We start from the raw sequence: 24,783 nt of genomic DNA, 5'->3' as shown, positions 1-24,783 counted from the left end.
CCAGATTTCCCCGAAAGGACCGCTGAAATGGCTCCCAAGGTTCTCATCTCCGACAAGCTTTCCGACGCCGCCGTGCAGATCTTCCGCGATCGCGGCATCGAGGTCGACTTCCGCCCCGAGCTGGGCAAAGACAAGGAAGCCCTCGCCGCGGTGATCGGCGACTACGATGGTCTCGCGATCCGCTCGGCCACCAAGGTCACCCCCTCGATCCTCGAGAACGCGACCCGCCTGAAGGTCGTCGGCCGCGCCGGTATCGGCACCGACAACATCGACAAGGAAGCCGCGTCGAAGAAGGGTGTCATCGTGATGAACACCCCCTTCGGCAACATGATCACCACCGCCGAGCACGCCATCGCGCTGATGTTCGCCGTGGCGCGGCAACTGCCCGAGGCGAGCGCCTCGACCCATGCCGGCAAATGGGAAAAGAACGCCTTCATGGGAGTCGAGCTGACAGGCAAGACCCTCGGCGTGATCGGTGCCGGCAACATCGGCGGCATCGTCTGCGACCGCGCCCGCGGCCTGAAGATGAAGGTCGTGGCCTATGACCCCTTCCTGAGCCACGAGAAGGCAGACAAGATGGGCGTCGAGAAGGTCGAGCTCGACGAGCTGCTGGCCCGCGCCGACTTCATCACGCTGCACGTGCCGCTGACCGACCAGACCCGCAACATCCTCGGCCGCGAGAACCTCGCAAAAACCAAGAAGGGCGTGCGGATCATCAACTGTGCCCGTGGTGGCCTCGTCGATGAGGAAGCGCTGGCCGAGCTGCTGAAGTCCGGTCACGTGGCCGGCGCGGCCTTCGACGTCTTCGCCGTCGAGCCCGCGACCGAGAACCCGCTGTTCAACCTGCCGAACGTGGTCTGCACCCCCCCACCTCGGCGCCTCGACCACCGAAGCGCAGGAGAACGTGGCGCTGCAGGTGGCCGAGCAGATGGCCGACTACCTGCTGACCGGTGCCGTGTCGAACGCGCTGAACATGCCGTCGGTGACCGCCGAGGAAGCCAAGGTCATGGGCCCTTGGATCAAGCTTGCCGGCCACCTCGGCAACTTCATCGGCCAGATGACCGACGAGCCGATCACCGCGATCAACATCCTCTACGACGGTGCTGTCGCGGAGATGAACCTGGCGGCGCTGAACTGCTCGCTGATCGCCGGCATCATGAAGACCATCTCGCCCGAGGTGAACATGGTCTCGGCCCCGGTCATCGCCAAAGAGCGCGGCATCCAGATCTCGACCACCAACCAGGAGCAGTCGGGCGCCTTCGAGGGCTATATCAAGGTGACCGTGGTCACCGAGAAGCGTGAGCGTTCTGTCGCAGGCACCGTGTTCTCGGATGGCAAGCCGCGCTTCATCCAGATCAAGGGCATCAACATCGAGGCCGAGGTGGGCGAGCACATGCTCTACACCACCAACAAGGACGTGCCGGGCATCATCGGCAAGCTGGGATCGATGCTGGGCGACCACAACGTCAACCTCGCGAACTTCACCCTCGGCCGCGCCGCGGCGGGTGGCGAGGCGATCGCGATTGCCTACCTCGATGAGGCGATCGACGACGACGTCGTGACCGCGCTGCGCGACACCGGCCTCTTCCAGCAGGTCAAGCCGCTGGAATTCGAAGTCGCCTGATAAGAAGGCCCAAGGCCGAAGGGACGACAGGGACAGAGAAGATGGGGGCGCCTCGCGGGGCGCCCCTTTTTCGTGAGGATCGCCTTTCCGCGGATCCAGCGCGGCGCTTGCCCTTGCCTCGCCCGGCGCCGGGGTCCAAGTAGACCTTACGGAAAGGACCTCTCATCATGCCCAAATTCGTCATCGGTGACATTCACGGCCAGATCGACCGGCTGCACGAAGCGCTCGAGTATATCGCAAAAGACGAGCATGCCGGCGCGCCGATCGTCTTCCTGGGCGATTACGTCGACCGGGGGCCGGACTCCCGTGCGGTGATCGAGCTGCTGATGCAAGGGCAGGCGGAGGGCAAGCCCTGGACCTGCCTGATGGGCAACCACGACCGCTTTCTGCTGCGCTATCTGGCGAACCCGAACTACATGGACCCCAACGTCTCGCGGCCGCTGCTCTGGACCGATCCGCCGCTCGGCGGCGCGCACACGCTGGCGTCCTATGGGGTGGATGTGCGCGAGGGGCGGGACCTCGACGACATCCATGCCGATGCGCTCGAAGCGATCCCGCAGGCCCACCGCGACTGGATCGCAAACCTGCCGCGCCTGCTTGAAACCGAGGAGCATATCTTCGTCCACGCCGGGCTGCGCCCCGGGGTGCTGCTGAATTATCAGAAAGAAGATGATCTGGTGTGGATCCGCGCACCCTTCCTCGATTGGCAGGGCGACTGGGGGCGGCTGGTGGTGCACGGCCATACGGCGCTGGACGCGCCGCAGCTCTATTCGAACCGGCTCAACATGGACGGCGGAGCGGGCTACGGGCGCCCGCTCCGGCCGGGCCTGTTACTGGGCCGCGAGGCTTTCCTGCTCGGCCCCATCGGGCGCGTCCGGCTTTAGGGCGCACCAGGCCTCGTATTGCGAAAGGAAGACCTGTCCCGAGAGTTCATGCAGGAAGTGCGAACGCTTGAGGCGATCCATCACCGGGCCCTTCACCTCGGTCAGGTGCAGGATGATGCCCTGCTCGGACAGGCGCCGGTTGATCTCTTCCAGCGTCTCGAGCGCACTCATGTCGACCTCGTTCACCGCCGGGAACATAAGCACCACGTGGCGAAGGTTCCGGCACTCGGCGACGCGGGTCAGCACGTATTCCTCGAGGAAGCGCGCGTTGACGAAATAGAGGCTCTCATCCACCCGCAGGGTCAGCACGCCCGGCAGGGTCTCGACATCGTGGCGCAGCACGTTGCGGAAGTGATGGGTGCCCGGCACCAGCCCGACCTCGGCCACATGCGGCTTCGACGTCTTGTAGAGGTGCAGCAGGATCGACAGTAGCACACCGGCCGAGACACCCACCTCGACGCCGACCAGCAAAGTCAGCACGATGGTGGCCGAGACCGCGGTGAAGTCCACCTTGGAGTATGTCCAGGTCTTCTTGAGGATCGAGAAGTCGACGAGGCTCAGCACGGCGACGATGATCGTTGCGGCCAGCGTGGCCCTCGGCAGGAAGAACAGCAGCGGGGTCAGCACCAGTGTTGCAAGGCCGATGCCCACGGCGGTATAGGCGCCCGCTGCCGGGGTCTCGGCGCCGGCGTCGAAGTTCACCACCGAGCGCGAGAAGCCGCCGGTGACCGGGAAGCCGCCCGAGAGTGCCGAGCCGATGTTCGAGGCGCCGAGGCCGATCAGCTCCTGGTCAGGATCGATCCGCTGTCGGCGCTTGGCGGCGAGCGTCTGGGCAACCGAAACCGATTCCACGAAGCCGATGATCGAAATCAGCACCGCTGGCATCAGCAGCGTCTTCCACATGCTCAGGTCAAAGGAGGGCACCGAGAAAGGCGGCAGGCCCATCGGCACCTCGCCCACGACCTTCACCCCCATCTCGTTCAACCCGAGGCCCCAGGTCAGCAGCGTGGTCACGGCAACGGCGGCGACGGGCCCGGCCTTGGCAAGGATGTCGGCCATGCGCGGGCCGAGGCCCATCTTGCGCAGCAGCGGCTTCAGCCCCTTGCGCACCCAGAACAGGAAGCCGGTGGCGGCGGCGCCGATGGCAAGGGTGATGAAGTTCGTCTCGGGCAGGTGGGCAATCAGCGCGCCGACAAGGTCGACCAACGTATGGCCCTCGGCGCTGATGCCGAAGATATGCTTGAGCTGCGAGGCGGCGATCAGCACCCCCGAGGCGGTGATGAAGCCCGCGATCACCGGGTGGCTGAGGAAGTTCGCCAGAAAGCCAAGGCGCAGCACGCCGATGGCAACGAGAAAGACGCCCGAGATGAAGGCAAGGGTGACCGCAGCCAGCGCGATCTGCGCCGGGTCGCTGAGGCCAAGCTGCCCGATCGCCGCCGCAGTCATCAGCGAGACCACGGCCACCGGACCCACGGCCAGCGCCCGGCTGGTGCCGAAGATCGCATAGGCCACCAGCGGCAGGATCGAGGCATAGAGCCCCATCTCGGCGGGCAACCCGGCGAGCAGGGCATAGGCGAGCGACTGCGGGATCAGCATGATCGTCACGATCACCGCGGCCACGAGGTCCGAGGTCGCGGTGTCTCGGTCGTAGCTGCGTGCCCAGTCGAGGATCGGCAGGTAGCGGGTCAGGCGGGGAAGTCGCATGGGCAGGGTCCTGAATAGCGCGTTCCCCAAGGGGAGTCGGGGAGATGAGCTCTATATATTCCAATAAATGAATTTGTGAAGGCCGAAACTCATGTTCCCTGTCATTTCCCCTGCGCAGAACACTGTCCGCGCAGTGGTATCATTTCCAGAAAAATATCTTCAGGACGCCGTGACGGGTTCGGGCTTCGCCATCCATTCCTTCCCGCGCAGCATTGCCTTCCAGTAGATCGGCGGGAGGATCTGCTCCTTGAGCAGCCAGGCCGCGCGAGTCGGCTTGGTGCCGTCGATCAGCCATGTCGGGAAGCTCGGCAGCAGCGTGCCGCCGTAGCCGAACTCGGCGAGCACGATCTTGCCCCGCTCAACGGTCAGGGGGCAGGAGCCGTAGCCGTTGTAGAGCGCGGCAGGTGCCTTGCCGTCGATGTCCGCGGCCACATTCTCGGCCACCACCGGCGCCTGCATGCGCGCCGCCGCGGCGGTCTTGGCGTTGGGCGCGTTCATCACGTCACCGAGGCTCCAGATATTGGCGTAGCTCTTGTGGCGAAGGGTACCCTGATCGACGTCGACCCAACCGGCGGCATCGGCCAGAGGTGAGACACGGATGAAGTCGGGTGCGGTCTGCGGCGGGCAGACGTGCATCATGTCGAAGTCCACCGTCACCTCTGTCGGCTCGGTGCCGGGTCTGGACACCTTGAAGGTCGCCCTGCGTGCCGGGCCGTCCACCGCCACGAGGTTGTGGAAGAAGTTCAGCTTGGCGCGGTACTTCTCGATATAGCTCTCGAGCGCGGGCACGTAGTCCTTCACGCCGAAGAGGACGCCGCCAGCGTTCATGAACTCGATTTCAATGCGTGGCAGGATCCCGGTGCGGCACCAATGGTCGGCCGAGAGATAGAGCGCCTTCTGCGGTGCGCCGGCGCATTTGATCGGCATGGGCGGCTGGGTGAAGAGCGCGTGGCCGCCCTTGAGACCCTTCACAAGCTCCCAGGTGTAGGGGGCCAGATCGTAGCGGTAGTTCGAGGTGACGCCGTTCTTGCCCAACGTCTCGACGAGGCCCTCGACCTTGTGCCAGCCGAGCTTCAGCCCCGGGCAGACGATCAGCCGGTCGTATTTCACCACCCGGCAGCCATCGAGCACGACGGCGTTGTCGCCGGGCTCGAAGGCGGCGACCGCCGCCTTGATCCAATGCACGCCCCGGGGGATCAGGCTGCCCATGGTGCGGGCGGTGGTCTGCGGCTCGAAGACGCCGCCGCCGACCATGGTCCAACCGGGCTGGTAGTAGTGGATGTCGGCGGGGTCGAGCAGGGCGATGTTCAGATCGGGCTTGCGGGCCTTGAGGCTGGCCGAGACGGCGATGCCCGCGGCCCCGCCGCCGACCACCACCACGTCGAACTTCGCATCGCCGGTGTCGGTCGGGGTCCTGCCGCCGTTGACGATGCGCCGGACGACGCCCGCCATGTCGTAGCCTGCCTGCTTGGTGGCTGCGAGGATATGTGCGGGCGGCAGGCTGCCGGCCTGGCTCAGCGACCAGAGCGTGGCCGAGCGCGTGCCGCTGCGGCAGTAGGCGAGCACCGGGCCCGGCAGTTCACGCAGGGCCTTGCCGAAGGCGTCGGCGTCGGCGTCCTGCACCTTGCCCGCGATGACGGGGATGTAGCGCGCCTCGAGCCCGGCCTGTTTCGCGGCGGCCTCGATCTCTTCGAAATTTGGCTGATCCGCGCCCTCTCCGTCGGGCCGGTTGCAGATGATGGCGCGATAGCCGGCCTCGGCGATCGCGGCCACATCGGCCTCGGTGATCTGCGGCGAGGCGGCGATGTCGTCGGTAATCTTACGAATGTCCACGAGGTGTCCTCCCAACTCGATTCGCAAGGAGCATACACATTCAGTATTGAGAATGCATTTTGTTCGACGGGGAGGGCCGATCACATTGTCGCAGGGTCAACGCGGCGCGCGGCGCGCTGACAAAGAAAAACGCCGCCCCGAGGGACGGCGTTTTCCGAAATCCGGAAGGGATGGGATCAGAAGCCCAGGCCTTCGTATTTCTTCTTGAACTTCGACACGCGGCCGCCGGCGTCCAGCAGGCGCGACGAGCCACCGGTCCAGGCCGGGTGCACGGTCGGGTCGATGTCGAGGGACATCTGGTCGCCTTCCTTGCCCCAGGTCGAACGGGTCTGGTAGATGGTGCCGTCGGTCATCTTGACGTCGATGACGTGATAGTCGGGGTGGATGCCCTTTTTCATAACGGCTCTCCTTATGCGTCAGCGCCGGCGAGCGGCTTGTAGTTGGTCTGCTCTGCGATACGAGCGGATTTGCCGCGGCGCGAACGCAGGTAGTACAGCTTGGCGCGACGGACTTTACCGCGGCGCACCACCTCGATCGAATCGATGTTGGTGGCATAGAGCGGGAAGACGCGCTCGACGCCCTCACCGAAGGAAATCTTGCGGACGGTGAACGAGCCGGCGATGCCCTTGCCGTTCTTACGGCTGATGCAGACGCCTTCGTAGTTCTGCACGCGGGTACGCGTACCTTCGGTCACCTTGTAGCCGACGCGCACGGTGTCGCCGGGCTTGAAGTCGGGGATGGTTTTCCCCAGGGCGGCAATTTGCTCCGCCTCGAGCTGTGCGATCAGATCCATCTGACGCTCTCCTATCTGCTCACGGTTTTTCCCGTGAAGGTGTCGCGTTCTCAGAGCTCCGTGTCTTCGATCGGGTCCGCCGCAGCGCCCGCCGGAGGTAACAACATCTTTGTCTTCTGGGTGGCCAGAGGCCGCGTCCGGACCGCTCGGGCCGCGCCGAAGAAACACGGGAGGCGGGAACGGACGACTCCACGAGTCGCCGGGCGGCGTCGTGGATTGGCGCCGTATAGGCGGGGATAGCGCTTGGATCAAGTGAAAACGGCTGCGCCGAGCTCAGAGCGTGCGCTTGAACCCCAGGTGACTCGCCTTGAAGCCGAGCCGCTCGTAGAAGCGATGCGCATCGGTGCGGCTGGCGTCGGAGGTCAGCTGCACCGTCGCGCATCCGCGGGCGCGACACTCTTCGACCGCCCAGTCGATCATCTGGCTGCCCAGCCCGATGCCGCGTGCCGGTGCCGCGACGCGGACGGCCTCGATCTGGCCGCGCAGCGCGCCCTTGCGCGACAGCCCTGCAATGAAGGTGAGCTGCAGCGTGCCGATGATCTCGCCATCACGCTCGGCGACCGCGAGGAGCTGGTTCGGATCCGCATCGATTGCGCCAAAGGCGTCGAGGTAGCCCGCGGCAAGAGGTTCCGAGAGATCCTCGCGCGCGGCGCCCAGCGGATCGTCCGCCAGCATTTCGACGATGGTCCGGACGTCCGCCTCGGTCGCGCGGCGCAGGCTGACCGCGCTCATTTGCCGGACCTCTTTGCTTCCTCATGCGCGGCCCAGAGGTCGGGGCGGCGGGTGCGGGTGATCTCTTCGGACTGTTCGCGGCGCCAGGCCTCGATGGCGGCGTGATTGCCCGAGAGCAGCACGTCGGGGATGCGGTGGCCCTGCCATTCGGCCGGGCGGGTGTATTGCGGATGCTCGAGCAGCCCGTTCGAGAAGCTCTCTTCCTCAGTCGAGGAGGCATTGCCGAGCACGCCGGGGATCAGCCGGATGGTGGCATCGAGCAGCATCTGCGCGGCGATCTCGCCGCCGGTGAGGACGAAATCGCCGAGCGAGACCTCGATGATCTGGTAGTGATCGATCACCCGTTGGTCGAGCCCCTCGAAGCGGCCGCAGATCAGCGTGACTCCGGGCTCCTGCGCGAGGCGCTGCGCCATCTGCTGGTCGAAGCGGCGGCCGCGTGGGCTGAGGTAGATCAGCGGCGCGCGGGCGGGCATGCGGGCGCGGGCGTGCTCGATGGCTTGGCCCATCACGTCAGGGCGCAGCACCATGCCGGCGCCGCCGCCGGCGGGGGTGTCGTCGACGTTGCGGTGCCTGCCCTCGCCGAACTCGCGCAGCGAGACGGTGCTGAGCTGCCAGAGCCCGTCCTGCAGGGCGCGCCCGGTCAGCGAATGGCCCAGAACGCCGGGGAAGGCGTCGGGGAGCAGGGTGATCACCTGCGCCTGGAAGGCGCGGGCCAGCTCCGGCGCCTCGGTCATCAGCTCGCGCGGTGTGAGGCTGGGCCGGATGGTCTTGCGGCCCGAGGCGCGCTGCGGTGTGTCGGTCATGTCGGGTATCCTTCGCGCCCCCCTGGGTCGCGCCCCCGTCTAGCGGCGGAGCGCCCGCGGCTCAAGCCATGGCGTTCGCACAGCGCCGGATGGCAGCACGTGGGCGACGGGGATCAACCTTGGGTCGAAAAGGGTGCCTGCGCCGTGGCGGCGGCATGCTGGGCGGCGATCTGGTGCACCCGGTCATGCAGGTCGAGCACCATATCCGGCAGGCGGAAGCATCGGGCAAGACCTCCGGCACGTTCGGGCGTGGCCCGCAGGAGCGTGACCAGGAGCCACAGCTCGGTAATCCCGCGTGGGGTGAGATCGGCGGCGCTGCGGGCGCGCTGGCAGGCTAGGCTGCGCTCAAGGATGCGCCGGAGGGCGTGTTCGGGGCTTTCCGGCAGCGTGCCGAGGGGTGCCGGGCTGGCTAGCAGACGCGCCAGCTCGGCGCGCATCTGCCGCACGGGTGGCAGGGGCAGGGGCGGGCGGCGCAGCGCGCGGCGGGTCAGCAGCACCGGCTGCGCGGCGCGGAACCGGCGCAGCGAGGCGCGCACGGCCAGTGCCGACAGCAGGCCAAGCAGCCAGAGCGCGGCGAAAAGAAACAGCGAGTCACGGTGCAGCGCGGGTGTGACGGCGGCAACACTCAGGGTGGCGATGAGACAGAGGAGGAGAAATGGCGCATAGCGCGCCCGCAGGCCAAGACGGACCACCGAAAACACGACACCAAACCTCGGAACTAAAACACTGGGTTAACAACACTGGCGTAACCTTAGCATAGCTCCGAGGAGTTCTAACCAGAAATCACCAAAGGCCCGAAATCTTCACCTTTGGGGGAACAATCGGTGAGTTTCGGCCTTCCCGTTTCCTGCGGGTGGCAACTCTCGGCTTCTGGTTGCGGCCCGTGCGGGATTACTCCAGCAGCCCCTCGGGCGGGTCGGCGATGATCCGACCGGAGGCAAGGTCGACCGTCGGCACCACCGCGCGGGTGAAGGGCAGCAGTACAGTGGCGGAAGCGCCGGGCACGATCAGTTCGAGCAGGTCCGAGGCACCGTGGTTGAGCACAGCTTTCACTTTGCCGATCTCGGCGCCGCCGGTGTCGAGCACGGTCAGCCCGATCAGGTCGGTGTAGTAATATTCGTCGTCGGGCAGGTCGGGCAGCCGGTCGCGCGGGGCAAAAAGCTGCAGCCCCTTGAGGGCGTCGGCTTCTTCCTTGGTGCGCACGCCCGAGAGCCGCGCCGCGAAGCCGCCCTTCAGCGGGCGGGTGATTTGCAGATCGAAGCTGCGGCTGCCGTCCTCGGAAGTGAGCGGGGCATAGTCGGCAATCGCCTCGGGGTCCGCGGTGTAGCTCTTCAGCCGGACCTCGCCATTCACGCCGAAGGCGCCGCCCAGAACGCCGACACAGATCATCTCGTCCACTTGGATGCGCCTCCCGTCATTGCGCTTTGCCGGCCCGATGCGCGGGGCGCATGGGCTGGTGAGGGCGGGGATAGCGCGACCCGGCCCGCCTGTGCAATCTCCGAAAGGCTCAGAACCGCAGGTTGAAGACCCGGGTCACCCCGATGCGGAAGCGCCACTGGTCGTTGTCGCCGGTGTCGACGATCGGGCTGTCGGCAGCATCGCCCTGCAAGTTGTCCCAGTTCAGCGCGCTCTCGACGCCCCAGAGGTCGTTGATCTTGTAGCGCGCGCCGACCTGGATGCCGGCGCTGATCAGCCCTCCCTCGGGGTCGTAGGCCGGCAGCTCGGCGGTGGCTTCGTCAGGGTCGACGCCCGAATAGGTGTCGATGAACTCGTCGTTGGCCCAGATGAAGCGCGGGCCGACCGTCAGCCTCCAGCGGTCGTCCGGGCGGGCAACGTAGTCTATCCCCACCGAGCCGACGTAGCCCTCGTGGCCGCCGAAACCGCGGCGGATGTCGGCGAAGGCTTCGTAGCTCGGGCCCGCGAAACCGATGCCGAAGCCAAGCTCGTAGCTCGGGTCGATATCGTGCAGGCTCTCGAGGTCCGGATCCTTGCTGGCGTCACGTTCGCCGAGATAGCGGAACGAGCCGTGGAAATCCCAGCCATAGTCCTCCGCCCAGGGGTCGGTATCGCCGACCTCGGGCAGGCCGCGCAGGCGCAGGTGGCGGAAGCGGAAGCCGATGTCGGGTCCGACGTCGTATTCGTCCGAGCCGAAGAACTTCGGCTGGGTGGCGACGCCGGCACGAAGGGTGAAAGTGAAACTGTTGCCTGGGGATTGGGTCGAGGTGACCGGCTGGCTCGCCGGGGCGCCATCGCTCATGGTCTCGGGCGTCGCGAATTCCTGCGCCAGAGCCGGGCCCGCGAGCAGCAGGGTCACGAGCGTCAGCGCGGCGGTCTCGGCAGCAAGGGGGCGGAGCAGCGGCATGGCAGAAATCCCGGTGTTCGCAAGGCAGTACTCGGCTGATGGTAGGGCGCGGACGCAAGTTATCCAAGTGTCAACCAAAAAGGGTGCGCAGGATTTCTCCTGCGCACCCCTTATTGTGGCATTGATGCCGCGGAGAATTACTCTGCGGACTCTTCTGCCGGTGCTGCTGCTGCCTCTGCGGCGGCTGCTGCTTTTGCTGCCTTGGCTTCGGCGCGCTCAGTGGCTGCCTTGCCCGGGACGGCTTTCTTGGGGTTGCTGCGCTCTTTCTTCGCGACAACGCCGGCGGCTTCCAGGAAGCGTGCAACGCGGTCGGTCGGCTGGGCGCCCTGGCCCATCCAGTACTCAATGCGCTCGACGTTCATGATCACGCGGCGCTCGTCGTCCTTGGCGAGCAGCGGGTTGTAGGTGCCCAGCTTCTCGATGAAGCGGCCGTCACGCGGCATGCGCGAGTCGGATGCGACGATTGCGTAGTGGGGGCGCTTTTTCGAGCCACCGCGGGCGAGACGAATTTTCATGGCCATGGGGGTATCTCCTTGAGTATGGCGTTTCGTGACGGGCAAAGCCCTGTCAGGATTGGTGTTTTTCGTGGTGCTTGATGACTTCCTGAATGATGAAGTTCAGGAATTTCTCGGCGAAGGCCGGATCGAGATCCGCTTTCTCCGCCAGGTCCTTGAGCCGCGCGATCTGCTGCTCTTCACGCGCGGGGTCGGAGGGCGGCAGCTCGTGGGTGGCCTTGAGGACCCCCACGGACTGCGTGTGCTTGAACCGCTCGGCAAGGGTGAACACGAGGATCGCGTCCAGCCGGTCGATGCTTTCACGGTGTTCTTTCAGAAGGTCTGCGGCGCGGGCGGCGGGATCACTCATGCTCGGCTCCTTTGAACAAGAAAGAGGGGGCACACTCCATGCGCCTGCCATGCACACCGCGTGCACAGGAGGCGGCAGGAACCGCGCGCCGGGACTTGGAGGAGAACGCTTCAGTCAACGGCCCATCCCTTCGGCTTGAAGAGGGGATCGATGTAATTGGCGATCTCCATGTCGATGCCATGCGCGAGCTGGCTGCCGCGCAGCGCCTCGGGCGCCGGGTGGCGGTAGACGGCGTCGCTGCCATCGACGGTTGCGGCCGCGGGATCCTTGAGGGCCCCGAGCCGTTCGGCAAGACGGATGGAATCGAGGTTCTTGGGGTCGATGTAGCTGACCGCCCCCTCCCATCCGGCCTCGTCGTAGAAATACCGGCGCACGCGCTGCGTGGCCTCGAGCGCGTAGCCCTTGCCGCCGCGGTCCGGCCAGATGATCCAGGCGATCTCGCGCTCGGGCCATTTGGCGGGGAACCAGCCGCCCGCCATACCGACGGTCTCGCCGGTCTCGCGCAGGTGGATCATCCACATGCCGAAGCCGCGGATCTGCCAGTGGCCGATCTCGGCGGCGTAGAGCATCCAGGTCTCGTAGGCGTTGAGCGGCCCGCCCATGAAGCGCGAGCGGTAGGAGGCGAAGGTCGCCTTGAAGTCCGGGTAGTCCTCGGACTTGGGCGCGCGCAGCACCAGCCGGGCCGTCTCCAGCTCGGGGATTCCCTGCAGCACGGCTGCGGGCACCGCCGAAGCGGTCTGGGGCTGCATCGCGAGGCTCATCCGGCGATCTCCGGGTGGCGGTAGATGTGGGCCACGTGGCCGAGCACCATTTCCTCGCGCTCGAAGCTGGCGCCGAGCCGCAGGGCCAGCGCGCGCGAGCGGTCGTTCTCGGGATCGACGAGGCTGATCAGCCGGGTCAGGCCGAAGTGCGTCGCGGCGGCAGCGCGCGCGGCGGAGGCCGCCTCATAGGCGAAGCCGCGGCCTTCGAACTCGGAGAAGATCGAGTAGGCGAGCTCGGGCTCTGGCCATTCGATGTGGTTGAGCGGGCCGGTGAAGCCGGCCATACGGCCGCTTTCGCGGTCGGTGACGTGCCAGATGCCGTAGCCGCGGATCTGCCAGTGGCCCGCCGAGCGCAGCAGCGTGCGCCAGACGTGGCCGCGGTCGACCGGACCGCCGACGAAATGCGACCGCGGCTCGGCGTAGAAGGCGCACATGGCCTCGAGATCTTCCATATGCGGCGCGCGCAAGATCAGGCGTTCGGTCTCGATGGTGGGGATCGCGACGCTCATGCCAGCACCTCCTCGGCGGGAGGGTGGCGATAGAGCATGTCCTCGCCCATGTGGTAGTTCTTGTAGGTGCGCTCGTAGACCGCGCCCAGCCTTTCGGCCAGCGCGACCGAGCGGGCGTTGCCGGGCACGATGTTGGAGGTCAGCGTTTTGAGACCGAGGTCCTCGTAGGCATAGCGGCGCGCGCGCAGGGCGGCTTCGGTCGCGATGCCACGGCCCTCGTAGCCCGCGAAGACCACCCAGCCGATCTCGGGCTCGGGCCAGCCCTCGGGATTCCAGATGCCGCAGATACCGGCGGGCTTGCCGGTCGCCTTGTCTTCGATCGTGAAATAGCCGTAGCCGCGCAGGTGCCAGTGGCCCACGTTGAGCGCGAACCAGCGCCAGGCGTCGCCGCGATGATCGTAGCCGCCGAAGCCGTCCGAACGCTCGCGGTCGAGCAGGAAAGCGATCATCGCCTCGGCGTCAGCGGCTTCAGGGCCGCGCAGGATCAGGCGTTCGGTTTCGAGGCGGGGAGCGGTGACGAGGCTCATGCGTAGGCCTCCACGCTGCCGTCCGAATCGTCCTCGGGCGCGCCGTAGAGCGCAAAGGGTTCGGCCGCGAATGCCTTGTCGGCGCGCACACCCTCCGTGCCGGGTGCCTGCGCGGCAGTCCGGTCCGTCACCTCGGACGAGGGAAGGGGAAGGGGGAGGGGGCGCGCGGTCGTCATTTCTTCTTGCCGAATCCGCCGAGGCCCGGGGGCAGCGCGCCGCCGCCCATGCCAGGCATGCCGCCGAGACCGCCGGGCATCTTGCCGCCCATCGCCTTGGCCGCGGCCTCGATCTGCTTGGGGTCCATCTGCGACGGGTCCATGCCTTCCGGCATGCCGCCCTTGCCGAACATGCCCTTCATGGCCTGTTTCAGCATGCCGCCTTTGCCCATCTTGCCCATCTTCTTCATCATGTCGGACATCTGGCGTTGCATCTTCAGCAGCTTGTTCAGATCCGCCACGTCCATGCCAGCGCCAGCCGCGATGCGCTTCTTGCGCGAGGCCTGCAGAAGCTGCGGGTTGGCGCGCTCCTTCTTGGTCATCGAGTTGATGAGGGCGATCTGCTGGCGCAGGATCTTGTCGTCGAGACCGGCCTCGTCCATCTGCTTGGCCATCTTCGCGGCGCCGGGCATCATCTGCATCATCGCGCCGAGGCCACCCATCTTCACCATCTGCTCGAGCTGCATCTTCAGGTCGTTCATATTGAACTGACCCTTCTGGAAGCGCTTCATCATGCGCTCGGCCTGCTCGGCCTCGAGCGTCTGCTGCGCTTTCTCGACCAGCGCGACGATGTCGCCCATGCCGAGGATGCGGCCGGCGACGCGCTCGGGCTCGAAGGTCTCGAGCGCGTCCATCTTCTCGCCGAGGCCGACGAACTTGATCGGCTTGCCGGTGATGGCGCGCATCGACAGCGCGGCGCCGCCGCGGCCGTCGCCGTCCATCCGGGTCAGCACCACGCCCGAGACGCCGATCTTGTCGTCGAACTCGGTGGCGACGTTGACCGCGTCCTGACCAGTGAGGCCGTCGACCACCAGCAGCGTCTCGCGCGGGTTCACCACGTCGCGCACGTCGGCGGCCTGCTGGATCAGCTCGGCGTCGATGTGCAGGCGTCCGGCGGTGTCGAGCATGTAGACGTCATAGCCGCCAAGGCTGGCCTGGGTCTTGGCGCGCTTGGCGATTGCGACCGGGTCCTCGCCCTTGACGATCGGCAGCGTGTCGACGCCGATCTGCTGGCCGAGGATTTGCAGCTGCTCCATGGCCGCGGGGCGGTTCACGTCGAGCGAGGCCATCAGCACCTTCTTGCGGTCGCGCTCTTTCAGGCGCTTGGCAAGCTTGGCGGTTGTGGTGGTCTTGCCCGAGCCCTGCAGGCCGACCATGAGAATCGGCGCCGGGGCGTTGTCGATGCGCAGCGCGCCCGGCTCGCCTTCGCCGGCGAGGGTCGCGATCAGCTCGTCGTGGACGATCTTCACCACCTGTTGGCCGGGGGTCACCGACTTGGTGACCGCGGCGCCGGTGGCCTTCTTCTCGACGGCCTTGATGAACTGGCGCGCCACGGGCAGCGAGACGTCGGCCTCGAGAAGGGCGACGCGCACTTCGCGCAGGGCGGTGCGGACGTCATCCTCGGAGAGGGCGCCCTGCTTGGTCAGGCGGTCGAAGACGCCTCCGAGGCGTTCGGAAAGAGATTCGAACATGGGCCGTCTGGCTCCTTCTTCTCTGGTCCGTATCTGGTGTGCAGACCCGAGATGGGGGCCGCGCGGCGTAGAATCAAACGTGACGCCGGGAGCGCCGTCTTGCCGGACCCGTGCGCCAATGCGAAAACGCCTCCGTGGGCGCAACGCGCTGACGGAGGGCGATCCCGGGCATGGGCCCAAGGGACCGGAAGCGATGGGACTCCCGGTGGATTGCGCGCGATGTACGCCTCCGGGCGCGGCGAGTCAAGCAAAGCAGGGGCTGTCGCCCCGGAACGGGCGAGGATCGGGGGCAAACCACAAGAAGAGTTGCCGCTGCGGCAGCGCAACGGGGCGGGCGTTTGCAAAATGAGCACACTTCATGCCGATGCCCGCCTATGAAGCATGTTTTCTTATTTATTTCTGGCCGGGTGAGCCGAATGACGCTATGTCAAAGTCTGAAGACGCTCAATTGATAGGTGCGAATATGAAACTCAAAGAACTGTTTGCTTCCGCAGCCGTCATCTCCATGATCGGCGCTTCCGCAGCTCTCGCCGGCTCGCCGGCGCCGGTCGTCGAAGAAGACGAGCCCTATGCTGTGGTTCCGGTTGCTGCTCCGTCGAGCGGTGCGGCTCTGGCCGTGGCCGGTGGCCTCGCAGCCATCGCACTGATCGCCGCCGCTTCGGATGGCGACGACAGCTCGGACACCTCGGGCACCGACTGATCCAATCGGACAGATGCTGCGCCTCGGCGTGGCCTGAAGACGCCCGGCTTTGCCGGGCGTTTGTCATTTCAGCCGGACGTTTGTCATTTCAAAGGTGCACTCTTCGATCCTCCACCGCGCTGCCTCCTTGCATTCCCGCACCGCTTCGCGCTTTCTAGCGCCAAATCGTGAGCAGGTGCACAGGAGAAGCCGATGGACAACTGGGACGAGATTCGCACCGCCTACCACGTGGCGCGGCTGGGCACCGTCAGTGGCGCCGCCGAGGTCCTCGGGGTTCACCATGCCACGGTGATCCGCCACATCGATGCGCTCGAGGCGCGGCTCGGGGTGAAGCTGTTCCAGCGCCACGCCCGCGGCTACACGCCGACCGAGGCAGGCAGCGACCTGTCGCGGGTGGCGCAATGCACCGACGACCAGTTCCAGCAGCTCGTTGGCCGAATCAAGGGCCGGGGCGAAGCCGTGTCGGGCGAATTGCTGGTGACCTCTCTGGTCAATTTCTCGACATTGATGATCGGCGCGCTGACCAGCTTCCGCGAGGCCTACCCCGATGTCACCGTGCGCTACCTGACCGGCTCGAGGCTGTTCCGGTTGGAGTACGGCGAGGCGCATGTGGCGCTGCGCGCCGGTGCGGCGCCGCAGGAGCCGGACAACGTGGTGCAGCCCTTCGACCGCCAGTTGGTCGCGCTCTACGCGGCGAAGTCCTACATTGCGCGCAAGGGCAAGCCCGAGGGGGTCGCCGAATTGGCCTCGCATGATTTTGTCGGCTTCGACGACCTCGATTCGCGGGCGCCCTCCAACCGCTGGATGAAGGGACACGTGCCGCAGGAGCGCATCGTTTTCCGTACCTCGGACGACCGGGTGCAGTTGCAGGCGATCCGCGCCGGGGCGGGCATGGGCTTCATGTCGGTGACCGAGGGTGATTCTGACCCCGAACTGGTGCAGGTGCTGCCGCCGCAAGAGGATTGGTCCTCACCGCTCTGGCTGGTGACCCACGTCGACCTGCACCGTACGCCCAAGGTCCAGGCCTTCCTGAAGCATCTGAAGGCCTATGCCGCGGAGCAGGACGCGGCGTGACTCTCACGGAAGGTGGACGTGGCCATCTCGCGATGTTGGCCTTCTCGGCGCTTGTCGCGGGATCGTTTTCCCTTGGCTCGATGGCGGCGCCGCATATCGCCCCGGCGGCGCTGAACGCGGTCCGCTTCGTGCTGGCGACGGCGCTGCTCTTCGCCGTGGTCCAGATGCGCGGCGGCGTGCCGCGGGCAGCGCTTTCGGCGACCTGGCGCTACCTGCTGATCGGCGGGTTGATGGCGGTCTATTTCGTGCTGATGTTCGAAGGGCTGAGGACTGCGGAGCCGGTGAGCATGTCGGCGGTCTTCACGTTGACTCCGGTCATGGCCGCGGGCTTCGGCTGGCTGCTGCTGCGCCAGCGGATGAGCCCGCGTATCGCGCTGGCGCTGGCCATCGGCGGGGCAGGGGCACTCTGGGTGATCTTCCGCGCCGATCTTGCGGCGCTGCTGCGCTTCTCGCCGGGACGCGGAGAGATGATCTTCTTCGTCGGTTGCGCCTCTCACGCGGTTTATGCGCCCTTGGTGCCGCGGCTGAACCGGGGTGAGCCGGGGCTGGTCTTTGCCTTGGGCACGATGGTGGCCGGGACGCTGGTGCTGATCCTCTGGGGCTTGCGCGACATCCTGACAACCGACTGGACCGCGCTGCCGCGTATCGTCTGGGTGACCATCCTTTACACCACGGTGGCGGCGACGGCGCTCAGTACCGCGCTGCTCCAGTTCGCCGCGATGCGCCTGCCGAGTGCCAAGGTCATGGCTTATACCTACCTCATCCCGAGCTGGGTGATCCTCTGGGAGATCGGTCTTGGCCGTGGAGCGCCGCCGGCGCTGATCTTCGGAGGGGTCGGCCTGTCGATCGTCGCGGTGCTCTTGCTGCTGCGGGACAGGTAGGGCAGGGGGCAACTCTCTTTGAAGAGAGTTGCAAATTCCTTCGAGGGAATTTGCCGTCAGGAGAGGTCGTCGCGGGCCGGATCGTCGCCTTTGAGTTCGACCTGCAGGAAGCGCTCGAAGGCGTCGAGGTTGATGGGTTCGAACTGCCCGAAACCCTGCATCCAGACCGAGGCCTCGCGCAGCGCGTCGGGTTCGAGCTTGCACCATTTCACCCGGCCGCGCTTTTCCTGGCTGATCAGCCCGGCGGTGGCGAGGATCGACAGGTGCTTGGAGATCGCCGCCAATGACATCTCGAAGGGCTCGGCCACATCTGTCACCGCCATGTCATCCTCGAGCAGCATGGCGAGGATGCGCCGCCGCGTGGGATCGGCCAGGGCGGCGAAGACGGTGTCGAGATCGGGTTGCATGGGCTCATAAGCGCCGGAGCGGAGCAGGGCGTCAAGCCGCGCCGTGGCGGCGGTTCGGGTATACTCAACCCCGGGTTGAATATGGTTTTGCCCCTATGTTGGCGCTAGCGGCGTGATGCTGCACCGCGGCTTCGGCAACTGATGTAATAAAAACAATACCTTGCAGATGTATTTCACCCGTTCACGGCGGGTTGACTCAGAGCCCCCCTCCGCATAGCAACTCCCTCGAACGTCCGAATGGAGCGAAATGGTGGGCGATCCCGATCCGAAGCGGCAACTCGACGCGCTGGAGGCGAAGATCGCGGCGGCCAAGGCTGCCCGGGAGACCCGGAAGTCGCACCAGGAGGAACACTATTCCCAGGCCAACATCGCCTGGAGGATGGTGACGGAAATGGTGGCCGGTCTCGGGATCGGCTTCGGCATCGGCTACGGCTTGGACATCCTCTTGGGGACCATGCCGTGGTTCATGGTGCTCTTCACATTGCTGGGCCTCGTGGCGGGCATCCGCGTGATGCTGCGGACCGCCGCCGAGATCCAGGCGAAACAAACTTCCGGCCCAGCCGGAGAGGGACAATCCTCCGGCATGCCCGGAGATGACGAGAAGAGGGATCGCGGCGATGGCGACTGAAGCGGCTCACGGTGCTGATATGGCAGAACACGCGGTAGAAGGCGGCCTGTCCTTCCACCCGATGGACCAGTTCATGATCAAACCGCTCTTCGGAGCCGGTGACGTGGGCATGTTCACCATCACCAACGTGACGCTGTGGATGTTCATCTGCATCCTCGCGATCATCGGCGTCATGGTGCTGGGCACCTCGCGCCGCGCGATCATCCCTTCGCGCAGCCAGTCGGTCGCCGAACTCGCCTACGGCTTCATCTACAAGATGGTGGAAGACGTCACCGGCAAGGACGGCCTGAAGTACTTCCCCTACATCATGACGCTGTTCATGTTCATCGTCTTCTCGAACTTCCTCGGCCTCATTCCGATGAGCTTCACCACCACCTCGCACATCGCGGTGACCTGGGTGCTGGCGCTCTGCGTGTTCCTCGGCGTGACGATCCTCGGCTTCGTGAAGAACGGCGTGCACTTCCTCGGCCTGTTCTGGGTGACCTCGGCGCCGCTGGCGCTGCGCCCGATCCTCGCCGTGATCGAGATCATTTCCTACTTCGTCCGCCCGGTCAGCCACTCGATCCGTCTTGCTGGCAACGTGATGGCCGGTCACGCCGTGATGAAGGTCTTCGCAGGCTTCGCCGCGCTGGCTGTCGTCTCGCCGGTGTCGATCGTCGCGATCACCGCGATCTACGGGCTCGAAGTTCTGGTGGCCTTCATCCAGGCCTACGTGTTCACCATCCTGACCTGCGTGTACCTCAAGGACGCGCTTCACCCTGCCCACTAAGGGCAGGCCGGTCCGGACAACCTCTATCCATCCAATTCCATCGTAAGGAGAGACTCAAATGGAAGGCGATATCGCAAACCTCGGTCAGTTCATCGGCGCCGGCCTCGCAGGCCTGGGTTCGGGCCTCGCAGCCCTCGGCGTGGGTAACGTTGCTGCAAACTTCCTGGGCGGCGCTCTGCGCAACCCGTCGGCAGCTGCATCGCAGACCGCCACCCTCTTCATCGGCATCGCATTCGCAGAAGCACTGGGGATCTTCTCGTTCCTCGTCGCTCTGCTGCTGATGTTCGCCGTCTAATCCTTCGGGACCTTATCCTTACGCGGGGGCGGCGCCGTCATTGACGGGCCGCCCCAAGTAGAGACAACGTTCCGACGGAGGACGACATGGCGGTCGAACCCATTACGGAAGAAATGGCCGGTGTCTGCGTCGACGCCCATGGCTCCGCCATCGGGATGCCGCAGCTTTGCGGCGAGTGGATTCCGAACCAGATCTTCTGGCTCATCATCACTCTGGTGGTGATCTTCTTCGTGCTGTCGCGCATCGCTCTGCCGCGGATCGCATCCGTCCTGGCCGAGCGTCAGGGCACCATCACGAATGACATCTCCGCCGCGGAAGAACTGAAGCGCCAGGCGAAGGACGCGGAAGCGGCCTACGAGAAGGCGCTTGCCGATGCCCGTACCGAGGCACAGGCCATTGCGCAGAAGACCCGCGACGAGATCAAGGCAAAGCTCGACGCCGCAACGGTCGAGGCAGATGCCAAGATCGCCGAGAAATCGGCCGAGTCCGAAAAGGTCCTCGCCGGGATCCGCGCCTCTGCCGTGGAAAGCGTCGAGGCCGTTGCAAAGGAAACCGCGGAAGCCATCGTGGCGGCCCTGGGGACCTCTGCCGACCAGGCGGCTATCGACGCGGCCGTGGCCAACCGGATGAAAGGCTGATCCCATGCGCAAACTCATGACCCTGAGCGCGCTCGGAACCCTGATGGCCAGCCCCGCGCTGGCCGCCTCCGGCCCGTTCTTCTCGCTGCGCAACACCGACTTCGTCGTGCTGCTCGGCTTCCTGCTGTTCCTTGCGGTCCTCGTGTACTTCAAAGTGCCGAAGATGCTGGGCAGCCAGCTCGACCGCCGTGCCGAAGGCATCCGCAACGAGCTCGAAGAAGCCCGCGCCCTGCGCGAAGAAGCACAGACCCTGCTGGCCTCCTACGAGCGCAAGCAGCGGGAAGTGCAGGAGCAGGCGGAAAAGATCGTGGCCCAGGCCAAGATCGATGCCGAAAGCGCCGCGGACCAGGCCCGCAAGGACCTCGACGACTCCATCGCCCGCCGCCTCGCGGCTGCCGAGGAGCAGATCAAGTCCGCCGAGAACTCGGCCGTCCGGGAAGTGCGCGACCGCGCGATTTCCGTGGCCGTGGCAGCTGCCCGCGATGTGATCGCGACGCAGCTCGGTGCCAAGGACAAGGCGGCCCTCGTGGACGCGTCGATCAAGGAAATCGGTGCCAAGCTGCACTGACCCTTCCGAAGCGACAAGCTTGCAGAGCCCGGCCCATGGCCGGGCTTTTGCTTTTGCGCTGCGCGGCAGGTCCGCAACGCGGCAAAAGGTTGGGACCCGGAGTCCTCAGAAGGCTTTTCCTTGAAGTTGACCCCATATAGTGTGTGCATACCGCAATCACAGCCAAACATGTGGGCGGCAGCACGAGGGGACAGCGTGGCACATATCATCGTCGTAGGAAACGAGAAGGGGGGGGGCGGGGAAGTCCACCGTCTCGATGCACGTGGCAACCGCGCTGGCGCGCATGGGGCACCGCACCGGCACGCTGGATCTCGATCTGCGGCAGCGCTCGGTTGGCCGATACATCGAGAATCGCCGCGCCTTCTGCGCGCGCGAGGGGCTCGACCTGCCGATCCCGCTCTACCTTGACCTGCCCGAGGTCGCGCCCGAGGCGTTGGCCCCCGGCGAGAATGCCTTTGATCACCGCCTGTCCAAGGCCGTGGCGCAGCTCGAGACCGACTGCGATTTCGTGCTGATCGACTGCCCCGGCTCGCACACCCGCCTGAGCCAGGTTGCCCATTCGCTGGCCGACACGCTGATCACCCCCCCTCAACGACAGCTTCATCGACTTCGACCTGCTGGCTCATGTCGACACCGACGGCGACAAGATCCTCGGTCCCTCGGTCTATTCCGAGATGGTCTGGAACGCCCGCCAACTGCGCGCCCAGGCCGGGCTGCAGCCGATCGACTGGGTGGTGCTGCGCAACCGGCTCGGGGCGCAGAATATGGTCAACAAGATGAAGATGGAAAAGGCGCTGACCAAGCTCTCGAAGCGCATCGGCTTCCGCATCGCGCCGGGCTTCAACGAGCGGGTGATCTTCCGCGAGCTCTTCCCGCGCGGGTTGACGCTGCTCGATCTCAAGGACATCGGCGTGGGCAACCTCAATATCTCGAACGTCGCCGCGCGGCAGGAGCTGCGCGAACTCGTTTCGGCGCTGGAGCTGCCGGGGGTCGAGGTGAATTTCTGAGGCGACGCGCCGCTAGTGGTTCCGCATGTGCAGCGCGATGAGCGTTGCGCCGATGCCGGAACTCAGCAGGTCGATGCCGAGAAAGAAGCCCAAAAGGCCCATCGCCGAGTCCGGCAGAGTGGCCATGATGAGAACCCCGAGCACCACCGAGACCAGCCCGGCAAAGACCAGCCAGATCCACCCGGATCGCTGGCGTAGCGCGAAGCCAATGGCGATGCGGACCACGCCGAGGGCGAGGAAGAAGAGCGCGATAAGCCAGGTCAGCGAGACCAGCCCGCGCTCCGGATTGGCCAGCAGGAACACACCGAAGGCGAGCACGAGCAGCCCGAGGACGGCCTCGGCGAGCCGCGCGCCGGTGCTCGCTTGCGCGTTGAAGGCGATCCAGAGCTGCAGGGCACCCGCCGCGACAAAGGCGATGGCCGATATTGTCAGCACGGTGAGCGAGGCGGCAAAGGGATGCACGAAGGCTCCGATTCCGCCGAGGATCAGGATGATCCCAAGAACGAGCATCCAGCCCCATTTCTTGCGCGGATCAGAGGGCATAGGACCGTCGGGCATGGCGATGCTCCAATTGGGCACAGGGCGGCGAGAGCGCTGCGCGGACCGGGATCGCGTTAAGTCTGAGGGGAAGAGAGGGCCCCTGGCAAGCCACCCGCCGCGCCCGTAGCGAAAAATTCATAAATTTTCACAAGACTTTGCGCACCTTCTTGCCACTTGTCGAGCGCTTTTCCGCGGGCGTGCCTATTGTGCAGTCGGGCTGCGGAGGGCATGGGCCGGGCGGGCGGATCGCTGCGGGAGAGCGGCTCAGAGCGTCTTTTCGTAAAACAGGCTCGAGCTGTTCTCGACATAGGCGCCGAAGGGGCCGCGCGGCGTGAAGCCGGTCTGCTCGTAGAGAGCCACCGCGGCAGGCAGCTTGTCTCCGGTTTCCAGCCGCAGCAGCGGGATACCCTCTTCGCGGGCGACGCGCTCGAGATGATCTAGCAGCCGGCGCGCCAAACCCAAGCCACGTGCCTCGGGGTTGACGAACATCGATTTCACCTCGGCGTAGCCATCCTTGCGGGCGATGGCGGCGCAGCCCAGCAGGACGCCGTTCTCCTCGGCACCGAAGAGGGTGATTTCGGGGGCGCAGAGCGCGTCGATGTCGAGGAAGTAGTTCTCTTCCGGCGGGAACAGCGACTCCATCAGCGCATGGCTGGCTTTCAGCAGCGCCTCGGCGCGCGCATCGCGGGGCGAAACTGGGCGAATGGTCACCGACATCAAAGCTTTCCTCCGGGCATCGCTTGGGATATTGGCCGGGCCTGCGCCACGGTCAACCCACAAATATGGCGGAGTTTCCGCAATATCTTGTGGACAACTGGCAGGCGCCCGCCACATCCGGTGCAAAGCGTTTGACACGGGTCGCGGCGGGGCGGCAAATTCGGGGCTAACTTCGGAATCAGGACACGGCAGTGCAGTTCACACGGCTTCGACTGACGGGCTTCAAGAGCTTCGTCGATCCCACGGATCTCGTCATCGCCGACGGGCTGACCGGGGTTGTCGGGCCGAACGGCTGCGGCAAGTCTAACCTGCTCGAGGCGCTGCGCTGGGTGATGGGCGAGAACCGCGCCAAGGCGATGCGCGGCGCGGGGATGGAAGACGTGATCTTCGCCGGCGCCCACTCGCGCCCCGCGCGCAATTTCGCCGAGGTGGCGTTGACCATCGACAACGGCGACCGGCTCGCTCCGGCGGGGTTCAACGACCAGGATCAGCTCGAGATCGTGCGCCGCATCACCCGTGACGTCGGCTCGGCTTACAAGGTGAACGCCAAGGACGTGCGGGCACGCGACGTGCAGATGCTCTTCGCCGACGCCTCCACCGGCGCGCATTCGCCCGCGCTGGTGCGGCAGGGGCAGATCTCCGAGCTGATCAACGCCAAGCCGAAGAGCCGCCGCCGCATCCTCGAGGAAGCTGCGGGCATCTCCGGGCTCTACCAGCGTCGCCACGAGGCGGAACTGAAGCTGAACAACACCGAGGCGAACCTGCTGCGCGTCGACGACGTGATCGAGCAGCTTGCGTCCCAGCTTGGAACGCTCGACCGGCAGGCCAAGCAGGCGCAGCGCTACCGCGCCATCGGCACCGAGCTGCGGCAGGCCGAGGGGCTGCTGCTTTACCGCCGCTGGATGGAGGCCGAGGAAGCGCGGCAGGCAGCAGAGGCTCTGCTGCGCGGTCACGTCACCGCAGCCGCCCAGGCCGAGAGCGCCGCCCGCGCCGCCGAGCGCGCCCGTGCCGAGAGGGACGAAGCGCTGCCGCCGCTGCGCGAGGAGGAGGCCATCGCCGCCGCCATACTTCAACGCCTCGCGGTGCAGCGCGACGCGCTGGCCGAACAGGAGGCCCGGGCCCAGGACACCATCGAGACGCTGACACGGCGGATCGAGCAGATCGGCCTCGATATCGAGCGGGAGGGCGCGCTCAATCGCGACGCGGGTGAGACCATCGCGCAGCTCGAATGGGAGGCGCGCGAGCTGGCCAAGGCCGCCGAGGGGCACGACGAGCGGCTGGCGGATGCCGCAGATGCCGCGTCCGAGGCCTCGGCCGTGCTGCAGGACCGCGAGTTGGCGTTGACCCAGCAGACCGAGGACGTGGCGCGGCTCGCCGCCCGCCACCAGTCGGCGCACCGCTACCTCGCCGACCTGCGCAAGGCGCTGGTCCGCCACGAGGGCGAGGCCGGCAAGGCGCGCGACGCCGTGGCCGAGG

29 protein-coding genes and 2 pseudogenes are annotated in these 24,783 nt (G+C 66.1%); 12 read left to right on the top strand and 19 right to left on the bottom strand.

All coding sequences use genetic code 11. The annotated features are described in order from the left end of the window. Positions 1–27 precede the first annotated feature (27 nt). Both serA and CLG85_RS22965 read left to right on the top strand, forming a co-directional pair. A pseudogene (gene serA, locus CLG85_RS22970) lies at positions 28–1,624 on the top strand (phosphoglycerate dehydrogenase). 167 nt (positions 1,625–1,791) lie between these two features. Next, on the top strand, positions 1,792–2,508 hold the full coding sequence (locus tag CLG85_RS22965; protein ID WP_311735030.1) for a metallophosphoesterase: 717 nt from the start codon (positions 1,792–1,794) through the stop codon (positions 2,506–2,508). Here CLG85_RS22965 and CLG85_RS22960 read toward each other — a convergent pair. From CLG85_RS22960 to ffh, 16 genes are all read right to left on the bottom strand, one after another. Further along, entirely contained in the window at positions 2,455–4,212 is a 1,758-nt protein-coding gene (locus tag CLG85_RS22960; RefSeq protein WP_095883019.1) for a SulP family inorganic anion transporter, read from the bottom strand. The two genes, CLG85_RS22965 and CLG85_RS22960, sit on opposite strands and share 54 nt — an antisense overlap. A 159-nt stretch (positions 4,213–4,371) precedes the next feature. Further along, a complete protein-coding gene (locus CLG85_RS22955) occupies positions 4,372–6,045 on the bottom strand; it encodes a bifunctional protein tyrosine phosphatase family protein/NAD(P)/FAD-dependent oxidoreductase (RefSeq protein WP_095883018.1) in 1,674 nt (557 codons plus the stop codon). A gap of 176 nt (positions 6,046–6,221) precedes the next feature. Further along, positions 6,222–6,443, bottom strand: a complete 222-nt coding sequence (rpmE, locus tag CLG85_RS22950) for a 50S ribosomal protein L31 (RefSeq protein WP_095883017.1) — start codon at positions 6,441–6,443, stop codon at positions 6,222–6,224. An 11-nt stretch (positions 6,444–6,454) separates the two neighbouring features. Then, positions 6,455–6,838, bottom strand: a complete 384-nt coding sequence (gene rplS, locus CLG85_RS22945) for a 50S ribosomal protein L19 (protein WP_095883016.1) — start codon at positions 6,836–6,838, stop codon at positions 6,455–6,457. Between the two features lie 273 nt (positions 6,839–7,111). Further along, the gene (locus CLG85_RS22940; RefSeq protein WP_095883015.1) at positions 7,112–7,570 is read right to left on the bottom strand and encodes a GNAT family N-acetyltransferase; all 459 of its coding nucleotides are present in this window, start codon (positions 7,568–7,570) and stop codon (positions 7,112–7,114) included. Beyond that, entirely contained in the window at positions 7,567–8,373 is an 807-nt protein-coding gene (gene trmD / locus CLG85_RS22935) for a tRNA (guanosine(37)-N1)-methyltransferase TrmD (protein WP_224847856.1), read from the bottom strand. Before trmD ends, CLG85_RS22940 begins: the two co-directional genes overlap by 4 nt. A 113-nt stretch (positions 8,374–8,486) precedes the next feature. Then, positions 8,487–9,074, bottom strand: coding sequence for a hypothetical protein (locus CLG85_RS22930; RefSeq protein WP_224917915.1), 588 nt, complete (start codon positions 9,072–9,074; stop codon positions 8,487–8,489). Between the two features lie 190 nt (positions 9,075–9,264). Continuing rightward, positions 9,265–9,771, bottom strand: coding sequence for a ribosome maturation factor RimM (gene rimM / locus CLG85_RS22925; RefSeq protein ID WP_095883440.1), 507 nt, complete (start codon positions 9,769–9,771; stop codon positions 9,265–9,267). Positions 9,772–9,880: 109 nt separating this feature from the next. Next, positions 9,881–10,735, bottom strand: a complete 855-nt coding sequence (locus CLG85_RS22920) for a MipA/OmpV family protein (RefSeq protein ID WP_235865466.1) — start codon at positions 10,733–10,735, stop codon at positions 9,881–9,883. Positions 10,736–10,872: 137 nt separating this feature from the next. Further along, positions 10,873–11,256 (bottom strand): 30S ribosomal protein S16, encoded by a 384-nt coding sequence (rpsP, locus tag CLG85_RS22915; protein WP_095883439.1) that lies wholly within the window; start codon positions 11,254–11,256, stop codon positions 10,873–10,875. A gap of 46 nt (positions 11,257–11,302) precedes the next feature. Beyond that, positions 11,303–11,599, bottom strand: a complete 297-nt coding sequence (locus CLG85_RS22910; RefSeq protein ID WP_092427867.1) for a chorismate mutase — start codon at positions 11,597–11,599, stop codon at positions 11,303–11,305. 110 nt (positions 11,600–11,709) lie between these two features. Beyond that, on the bottom strand, positions 11,710–12,360 hold the full coding sequence (locus CLG85_RS22905) for a GNAT family N-acetyltransferase (RefSeq protein WP_224847860.1): 651 nt from the start codon (positions 12,358–12,360) through the stop codon (positions 11,710–11,712). Continuing rightward, a complete protein-coding gene (locus CLG85_RS22900) occupies positions 12,357–12,869 on the bottom strand; it encodes a GNAT family N-acetyltransferase (protein WP_095883438.1) in 513 nt (170 codons plus the stop codon). The genes CLG85_RS22905 and CLG85_RS22900 overlap by 4 nt, the downstream gene beginning before the upstream one ends. Beyond that, positions 12,866–13,396, bottom strand: coding sequence for a GNAT family N-acetyltransferase (locus CLG85_RS22895; protein WP_095883437.1), 531 nt, complete (start codon positions 13,394–13,396; stop codon positions 12,866–12,868). Before CLG85_RS22895 ends, CLG85_RS22900 begins: the two co-directional genes overlap by 4 nt. Further along, positions 13,393–13,572 carry a hypothetical protein gene (locus CLG85_RS22890; protein ID WP_095883436.1) on the bottom strand — a complete coding sequence of 60 codons (180 nt, stop codon included), beginning with the start codon at positions 13,570–13,572 and terminating at the stop codon, positions 13,393–13,395. Before CLG85_RS22890 ends, CLG85_RS22895 begins: the two co-directional genes overlap by 4 nt. Next, positions 13,569–15,083, bottom strand: coding sequence for a signal recognition particle protein (ffh, locus tag CLG85_RS22885; RefSeq protein ID WP_095883435.1), 1,515 nt, complete (start codon positions 15,081–15,083; stop codon positions 13,569–13,571). Before ffh ends, CLG85_RS22890 begins: the two co-directional genes overlap by 4 nt. A 358-nt stretch (positions 15,084–15,441) precedes the next feature. Here ffh and CLG85_RS22880 point away from each other — a divergent pair, with 358 nt between their 5' ends. The 3 genes from CLG85_RS22880 to CLG85_RS22870 all read left to right on the top strand — a co-directional run bounded on the left by CLG85_RS22880 (position 15,442) and on the right by CLG85_RS22870 (position 17,738). Next, positions 15,442–15,783 carry a hypothetical protein gene (locus CLG85_RS22880; protein WP_224847865.1) on the top strand — a complete coding sequence of 114 codons (342 nt, stop codon included), beginning with the start codon at positions 15,442–15,444 and terminating at the stop codon, positions 15,781–15,783. A gap of 192 nt (positions 15,784–15,975) precedes the next feature. After that, positions 15,976–16,857, top strand: coding sequence for a LysR family transcriptional regulator (locus tag CLG85_RS22875; RefSeq protein ID WP_095883433.1), 882 nt, complete (start codon positions 15,976–15,978; stop codon positions 16,855–16,857). Next, complete coding sequence (locus tag CLG85_RS22870; RefSeq protein ID WP_260350096.1) at positions 16,854–17,738, top strand: DMT family transporter; 885 nt, start codon at positions 16,854–16,856, stop codon at positions 17,736–17,738. The genes CLG85_RS22875 and CLG85_RS22870 overlap by 4 nt, the downstream gene beginning before the upstream one ends. A gap of 56 nt (positions 17,739–17,794) precedes the next feature. Here CLG85_RS22870 and CLG85_RS22865 read toward each other — a convergent pair whose 3' ends face one another. Beyond that, positions 17,795–18,145 carry an ArsR/SmtB family transcription factor gene (locus CLG85_RS22865; RefSeq protein ID WP_095883431.1) on the bottom strand — a complete coding sequence of 117 codons (351 nt, stop codon included), beginning with the start codon at positions 18,143–18,145 and terminating at the stop codon, positions 17,795–17,797. 250 nt (positions 18,146–18,395) lie between these two features. On the opposite strand from CLG85_RS22865, the gene CLG85_RS22860 reads away from it, so the two are divergent. The 6 genes and pseudogenes from CLG85_RS22860 to CLG85_RS22835 all read left to right on the top strand — a co-directional run bounded on the left by CLG85_RS22860 (position 18,396) and on the right by CLG85_RS22835 (position 22,050). After that, on the top strand, positions 18,396–18,773 hold the full coding sequence (locus tag CLG85_RS22860; RefSeq protein WP_095883441.1) for an AtpZ/AtpI family protein: 378 nt from the start codon (positions 18,396–18,398) through the stop codon (positions 18,771–18,773). Then, positions 18,763–19,542: a F0F1 ATP synthase subunit A gene (locus CLG85_RS22855; protein ID WP_095883430.1), complete on the top strand. Its 780-nt coding sequence runs from the start codon at positions 18,763–18,765 to the stop codon at positions 19,540–19,542. The genes CLG85_RS22860 and CLG85_RS22855 overlap by 11 nt, the downstream gene beginning before the upstream one ends. 58 nt (positions 19,543–19,600) lie before the next feature. Beyond that, entirely contained in the window at positions 19,601–19,837 is a 237-nt protein-coding gene (locus tag CLG85_RS22850) for a F0F1 ATP synthase subunit C (protein ID WP_092427884.1), read from the top strand. Positions 19,838–19,923: 86 nt separating this feature from the next. After that, positions 19,924–20,475, top strand: a complete 552-nt coding sequence (locus CLG85_RS22845) for a F0F1 ATP synthase subunit B' (protein WP_095883429.1) — start codon at positions 19,924–19,926, stop codon at positions 20,473–20,475. A 4-nt stretch (positions 20,476–20,479) separates the two neighbouring features. Continuing rightward, positions 20,480–21,043, top strand: coding sequence for a F0F1 ATP synthase subunit B (locus tag CLG85_RS22840; RefSeq protein ID WP_224847868.1), 564 nt, complete (start codon positions 20,480–20,482; stop codon positions 21,041–21,043). A gap of 195 nt (positions 21,044–21,238) precedes the next feature. Then, a pseudogene (locus CLG85_RS22835) lies at positions 21,239–22,050 on the top strand (division plane positioning ATPase MipZ). A gap of 12 nt (positions 22,051–22,062) precedes the next feature. Here CLG85_RS22835 and CLG85_RS22830 read toward each other — a convergent pair. Together CLG85_RS22830 and CLG85_RS22825 are read right to left on the bottom strand one after the other, a co-directional pair. Further along, positions 22,063–22,608, bottom strand: a complete 546-nt coding sequence (locus tag CLG85_RS22830) for an HdeD family acid-resistance protein (protein WP_095882773.1) — start codon at positions 22,606–22,608, stop codon at positions 22,063–22,065. 246 nt (positions 22,609–22,854) lie between these two features. Further along, entirely contained in the window at positions 22,855–23,307 is a 453-nt protein-coding gene (locus tag CLG85_RS22825; RefSeq protein WP_095882774.1) for a GNAT family N-acetyltransferase, read from the bottom strand. A 191-nt stretch (positions 23,308–23,498) separates the two neighbouring features. Here CLG85_RS22825 and CLG85_RS22820 point away from each other — a divergent pair. Continuing rightward, positions 23,499–24,783 (top strand): AAA family ATPase (locus tag CLG85_RS22820; protein ID WP_260350095.1); only part of this gene is annotated, 1,285 nt, incomplete at its 3' end.

This window comes from Alloyangia mangrovi (assembly GCF_002300555.2).
Lineage (GTDB): Bacteria > Pseudomonadota > Alphaproteobacteria > Rhodobacterales > Rhodobacteraceae > Salipiger > Salipiger mangrovi.
Note: the sequence above shows the minus strand (reverse complement) of the source record. Positions and strands in the feature narration are given on the sequence as shown.